The following is a 6,244-nucleotide window of genomic DNA, read 5'->3' on the forward strand; positions in this document are numbered from 1 at the left end:
TTCTTGAAAACATCAACTATTTTCCTCATTTATACATTTATACTTAAAATAATAACTATTTTTACGCTTATCATATATAAACAAAATAACCAAAGTAATAATCATTAAAATAAGACCATAGAATAAATAAACAAGTAATAATCCCATAAGACTTGAATCAAACATCATCCCTGGTACGACAACAAGTGCCTGAATAAAGGAAACACTAGAAGCACCAATGCGTTTAAAAGCAGCCTGAACTGAGAAGGCACATGAAGCATATTGTGCAAATATTAAAACAAGTAAATCTATAAGAGGTATTAGAATCTTTGCTTTTTGATCAATATAGTGCCCTAGCTTCTTATAACCAATAAAACTAAGAAATGAAAGCAATATCGCATCTAGACAGATCATGTACCCTAGGTTATATCCAAAAGCCCAGATGATTCCACCAATGACTGCACCAATAATGGCGCCAAGTATTCCAAATGGTGAAGCCGTATGTTTAGTAATACGTTCATGCTTTTCAAAACAGTCAGAACATAATATGTCTATTTCGTCATCTAATAAATATACATTTAATGGTTTGCTTTGATGACAGTGATGACATTGTGGGGACTGATTGATCTCTTCCTTGAGTTTTAAGACAATCTCTTTTAACTCTTCTTTTTTTATAGAAGAAGAAAGAACAAGTCCTGCACCTTCTTCATTCGAATATATACGCTCTACTGCATCTCTTTTAATAAAAAATTGTTCTAATATATCTCTTTGTGTTTTTGTATCTTCTGTTGTAAGCAATAAAGCGATTTTATGATGAGGTAATACCTGTAGTAAAAGATAGAAATGATCCTGAATATAGTAATAATAGTCTTTCTTAGGGGTTGGTTTAAAACCAATCGTTGTGAGTTCTTTTATCTTCATAACATACTCCTTTAAAAAAAAGAGAGAGTAATTCTCATTACTCCCCTTATTCTGATGCTGAATTTTTAGCTCTATAAGCTCTCTTACGATCAAGTTCAGAAAGATATTTCTTTCTTAAACGGATGTTGTTTGGAGTGACTTCTACTAATTCATCTTCATTAATATAGTCAAGACAAGCTTCTAGGTTGAAGTGTCTAGGTCTCTTTAATACAACTGTTGTATCTTTTGTAGATGAACGTGTATTTGTCTGCTGTTTACCCTTAGTAACGTTTACTACTAAGTCATTGTCCTTTGCATGTTCCCCAACAATCATACCTTCGTATACATCTACACCAGGACCAACAAACATTACACCACGGCTTTCTACACCACCAAGTGCATAAGCAGTAGTCTGTCCTGTTTCAATAGAAATAAGAACACCTAACTGTCTTTCACCTACTGCTTCACCTTCTAATGGGCGATATTCTAAGAATGAGTGGTTAATAATACCATAGCCCTTAGTCATTGTTAAGAAGTTAGTCATGAAACCAATTAAACCTCTAGAAGGTACGATGTAATGAACCTTAGTCATACCATCCATAGAATCCATGTTTTCCATGATTCCTCTTCTTAAACCTAGTGATTCAATTACTGAACCAATACAATCATCTGGTGCTTCGATTTCTACATCTTCATATGGTTCGCATGTCACACCATCGATTTCCTTTAAAATAACATGAGGTCTAGATACCTGTAATTCATATCCTTCTCTTCTCATTGTTTCAATTAAGATAGATAAGTGTAATTCACCACGACCACTTACCATCCATTCTTCTTTATTCTGAATACGTTCTACTTTTAAAGATACATCCTTGTTTGTTTCTTTAAATAAACGTTCTTCAATCTTAGATGCAGTCACAAACTTACCATCCTGACCAGCGAATGGTGATGTATTTGTACCAAAAATCATCTGGATTGTTGGTTCATCTACATGAAGTAATGGTAATGCTTCTTCACAGCTTGGTTCACAGATTGTTTCACCAACACCAATGTCAGCTAAACCTGCAACAGCCACAATATCACCAGCACTTGCTTCTTCTACTTCAAATCTATGCATGCCTAAATAACTGAATAACTTCTGTACACGGAACTGTGTCTTAGAACCATCAGTTCTTAAACATACAACATTTTCATTTACTTTAATAGAACCTCTCTGGATTCTACCAATACCAATTCTTCCTACATAATCATTGTAGTCTAATAAAGCTGGCTGTAACTGTAAACCACCTTCAACATCTACTGCTGGCGCAGGAATTTCATTGATAATCATATCGAATAAACAGTCCATATTAGGAACCTGAGTACTAATATCAGGATCTAATGAGCTTGTACCATTTAATGCTGAAACGAAAACAGTTGGGAAATCAAGCTGATTATCATCAGCACCTAATTCCATAAATAATTCAAGAACTTCATCCATAACTTCCTGAATTCTTACAACTGGACGGTCAACCTTATTGATAACAACGATAGGTTTAACATGAGCAGCTAATGCCTTCTTTAATACGAAACGAGTCTGAGGCATTGTACCTTCATAAGCATCAACAACAAGTAAAACACCATCCACCATGTGCATGATACGTTCTACTTCTCCACCAAAGTCAGCATGGCCTGGTGTATCCATGATGTTGATCTTATAATCTTTATAATGAATAGCTGTATTCTTTGCTAGAATAGTAATACCACGTTCTCTTTCTAAAGCGTTACTATCCATAGCACGTTCAGCTAATTCTTCGTGTGCTTCAAGTGTTCCTGATTTCTTAATAAGCTGGTCAACCAATGTTGTTTTACCATGGTCAACGTGAGCAATAATTGCTATATTTCTAATATTCATAATCGCACCTCTTTCAATTTTTAGATTATATCATAGTTCGTCTTCATTTCAATAAAGAATAGTTTTCAAGATGAGAAAATTTATTAAATATTGAATAATTCAACTCTTTTTAAAAAAAGAACAGGCTTACACAACCTGTTCTGTTAAGAATTTATAAGTTGTAGAAAGAACTTCATGAATATGATCCACATTATCATAATTATGAGATGCACCAACAACCGGATGGAAGATCATCTGATCACCAAATAACTTTGTATATTTCTCACTGATTGCATAAGGTACTGTTTTATCTTCAGTTCCATGAATGACTAATAAATCATTCTTATATGTATCTAAGTTCTTATAGAAATCTCTTTGAAGCATATCCTTTACAAAAGCATCGCTGATTTCAAATCCATTATGATCATAAACAGGTGCTTCTTCCACTGAACCTGTAAGATAATCTAAAGCATCTGGTAAACAGAAAGCAGGAGCCCATAGGACTAGCTTCTTAATATCATCAGGATAAATTTTAGCAAGTTCACTCGCAATTGCACCACCCATAGAATGTCCTAAGACATATATATCTGTTACTTGAGGCATCTTCTTTAATTCTTCTAATAGAATGCGTGCACATGATAATTCGTCATCAAATGTCATTTCTTTAAAGGTAAGATCTGATTCACCACTGCCTAGAAAATCCATTCTTAAAGTACCAACACCCTGTGCTTCTAATAAACGTGATAAAGAAACATAAGAGAACTTAGTTCCTGTACATTGTCCTGTAAAACCATGGAATATTAATAATACAGGGAATTCTTTTCTATGAGGCACATGAAAGAATCCTCTCATAACACCCTTAGGTGTCGCAATTTCACAATACTGCTGCATAATTAATCCTCCTCCACAAGTGAAACCATTCTCTTCACTTTCTCTTTATCTACATAATCATAATTAATACCATTATAGCTAAATGATACATGATCATTAGCTGTAGTAGGATCTGCTCTCCAATTCTTACATGAAGAATGAACCTGATGAATACCTGTATAGTGAATAATGTCTACGACATTTGTTTCATTAATTCCAGAACCTGCCAATATTTCTATTTGATTGCCATACTTCTCCTGAAGTTCCTTAATAAGCTGAATTCCTTTACTCACAGTAGACTTCATGCCACTTGTAAGTACTCTATCCACACCTAATTCAATTAATCTATGAATCGTTTCATCTGGATCATCACATACATCAAAGGCTCTATGGAATACTGCGGTCTTCCCATAACTATGAATAATAGAGACCATTTCACTTGTACGTGCACTATTGATTTTACCATCAGGATCTAAGAACCCAAACGCAATACCATCAGCCCCGTGTTCTAATAGTTCTTCTGCTTCAATAATCATCTGTTCAGATTGTAGTTCATTATATACAAATCCTGCACCTCTAGGTCTCACCATACATATAACTTCTAAATCCGTATTATTCTTTACAAGTTCTAGTGATGCAATTGTAGGTGTTAATCCACCTAATGCTAATGCACTATTTAATTCAATTCTTTTTGCCCCGCCATGATATGCATTTATTGCATCCTCATAGCTGCCACAGCATACTTCTAACTTATTCACTTACTTCTACCTCTACTTCATACTTATCTTGATCTACAGTCATATAAATAAGATCTTTAATGTTTTTCTTCACTTTTGTTTCAGTCTTTTCTATGAACTTATTCTTAATTGCTTCTTTTTCTACTTTCTCCTTCTGTTCCTTTGCGAAAGTCTTGTAGTCTGTAATAGAAATCTGATTAAAGATATTCTTTGTTTCATCATAAACCTTAATAGAATCCTCATCGATTTCATTAGACAGGATCTTTACTGCAGATGTTTTCACAATAATCTTGTTTTCTGTTTTTTTTATCTGTACATCAGAGAGATCAACACCTGCTTTTAGCTTACCTTCATAAGTGATTAAGAAAGACTTCTGTGTTAAAGGAACAGTCCAGCCATTAAACTTTAATGAATTAGAGAACTTCCCTACTTTTGTATAATCATATTCAGAAACAGCTAATTCATTAATATCTCTTATTTTCTGTGTTAAAGCTGTTGAGGTAATTTCTTCTTTAGCTGGTGTACTACGTCCTCCAAAGTACATACCACCCATAAATACAACAATAACTAACACAATAATGACTATAATTGATCTTAAACTAAACTTGTTTTTCATTTTCATCACCCACCAAATTATAGCAGATAAGAAAAAATATATACAGTTTGTTTTATGGTCTAGATGATTTGACAATGAATACAATAAATGATAGTTTTTAAGTAGGTGATGAAAATGAATTACGATAATGTACATATTTCTAGATGGGAAGAGATACCAGATTTTCCACTCTATATAGATCAGGTTGTATCTATTATAGAAAAGAGTTTGTCTTTCTTAAAAAATAATGATGACGCTATTATCACAAAAACAATGATTAATAACTATGTTAAACATAAGCTTGTAAAAGCACCTATAAAGAAGAAGTATGAAAGAGAACAGATTGCTTATTTCACATTAATCTGTTTATTAAAATCTGTCTTTTCATTAGATGAGATTTCTAAGCTTATTCAATTACAGCAGAGTCAGAAAGAATTATCTGAATTCTATAATATGTATTGTGATGTATTTGAGCGTGTCCTTAAGACAAATCATTTAGACTCAGAACTACCAGATATATATAATAAATGTATCTTAAGTTCTGTCTATAAGATCAAGGTATCTGATAATCTTCTTGGTGAAGAAACAATGGAAGAAGCACTAAAAAAGGATTGAGTTTATTCAATCCTTTTTTACTTGTCACCAAAGATAACATTCATATATTTTTCTTCATTCGTTAGAATACGGATGATTGTCACTGTATCATGATCATATTTATAGAAAATACTATATTTTCCTGCAATGACATAATAAAGATCTGTTGTCCATCCAGTTCTATCAGATAGCTGACCACCTATTTCAGGGTGTGTTTTTAATACAGCACATAGTTTTACAATCTTTGGATTCAAACGCATAGGGTTTCTTAAATCAGCACGTGCTTGTCTTGTATATCTTAGATTCATAGTTCAATTCCAAATTCTTTTAATATATCTTCTTCAGAAATACTTTCATCTGCAGGTGCTTTTTCACCTTTATCTAATTCAATCATTAACTGAGAGATAGCCTGTTCTCTTAATGCCTGTTTACTATTTGATGTTACTAAGAAAGGCATTCCTTCTACATTAATAGACTGCTGGATAAATGCATTAATAGCATCAGTAAGTGTCATACCACACTGTGCATAGATTCCTTCTACCTGTGCTTTGATTTCTGGATTAATACGCATCTGAAAAGTGCTTGTTTTGGGTGCTGTAGCCACTGTTAGTGTTGTTTTTTTCATAGTTATAAACTCCTTCTCAACTATTATAAACATCACTCTATTAACAGTCAACACATTGTATATACAGAAAA

Annotated in this window: 8 protein-coding genes; 1 reads left to right on the plus strand and 7 read right to left on the minus strand. The window is 33.1% G+C overall.

The window, feature by feature from the left end:
- Window positions 1–12: 12 nt before the first annotated feature.
- The 5 genes from B2S90_RS02615 to B2S90_RS02635 all read right to left on the minus strand — a co-directional run bounded on the left by B2S90_RS02615 (window position 13) and on the right by B2S90_RS02635 (window position 4,975).
- Window positions 13–900: a hypothetical protein gene (locus B2S90_RS02615; protein WP_055233840.1), complete on the minus strand. Its 888-nt coding sequence runs from the start codon at window positions 898–900 to the stop codon at window positions 13–15.
- 46 nt (window positions 901–946) lie between these two features.
- Window positions 947–2,773 carry a translational GTPase TypA gene (gene typA / locus B2S90_RS02620; RefSeq protein ID WP_055233841.1) on the minus strand — a complete coding sequence of 609 codons (1,827 nt, stop codon included), beginning with the start codon at window positions 2,771–2,773 and terminating at the stop codon, window positions 947–949.
- A 126-nt stretch (window positions 2,774–2,899) separates the two neighbouring features.
- Window positions 2,900–3,643, minus strand: a complete 744-nt coding sequence (locus B2S90_RS02625; protein WP_055233842.1) for an alpha/beta hydrolase — start codon at window positions 3,641–3,643, stop codon at window positions 2,900–2,902.
- A 2-nt stretch (window positions 3,644–3,645) separates the two neighbouring features.
- The gene (locus tag B2S90_RS02630; protein WP_278780303.1) at window positions 3,646–4,380 is read right to left on the minus strand and encodes a copper homeostasis protein CutC; all 735 of its coding nucleotides are present in this window, start codon (window positions 4,378–4,380) and stop codon (window positions 3,646–3,648) included.
- Complete coding sequence (locus B2S90_RS02635; protein WP_238703689.1) at window positions 4,373–4,975, minus strand: DUF4230 domain-containing protein; 603 nt, start codon at window positions 4,973–4,975, stop codon at window positions 4,373–4,375. The genes B2S90_RS02630 and B2S90_RS02635 overlap by 8 nt, the downstream gene beginning before the upstream one ends.
- Before the next feature lie 114 nt (window positions 4,976–5,089).
- On the opposite strand from B2S90_RS02635, the gene B2S90_RS02640 reads away from it, so the two are divergent.
- Window positions 5,090–5,569 (plus strand): DUF1836 domain-containing protein, encoded by a 480-nt coding sequence (locus tag B2S90_RS02640; protein WP_226793839.1) that lies wholly within the window; start codon window positions 5,090–5,092, stop codon window positions 5,567–5,569.
- A gap of 17 nt (window positions 5,570–5,586) precedes the next feature.
- Here the strand turns inward: B2S90_RS02640 and B2S90_RS02645 are convergent, their stop codons facing one another.
- Window positions 5,587–5,856 carry a type II toxin-antitoxin system RelE/ParE family toxin gene (locus tag B2S90_RS02645; RefSeq protein ID WP_055233846.1) on the minus strand — a complete coding sequence of 90 codons (270 nt, stop codon included), beginning with the start codon at window positions 5,854–5,856 and terminating at the stop codon, window positions 5,587–5,589.
- On the minus strand, window positions 5,853–6,173 hold the full coding sequence (locus B2S90_RS02650; protein ID WP_006505232.1) for a type II toxin-antitoxin system RelB/DinJ family antitoxin: 321 nt from the start codon (window positions 6,171–6,173) through the stop codon (window positions 5,853–5,855). The genes B2S90_RS02645 and B2S90_RS02650 overlap by 4 nt, the downstream gene beginning before the upstream one ends.
- Between the last annotated feature and the right edge of the window lie 71 nt (window positions 6,174–6,244).

The sequence above is a fragment of the Catenibacterium sp. UBA627 genome (assembly GCF_002299355.1).
In the GTDB taxonomy this organism is placed as follows: Bacteria; Bacillota_I; Bacilli_A; order Erysipelotrichales; family Coprobacillaceae; genus Catenibacterium; species Catenibacterium mitsuoka.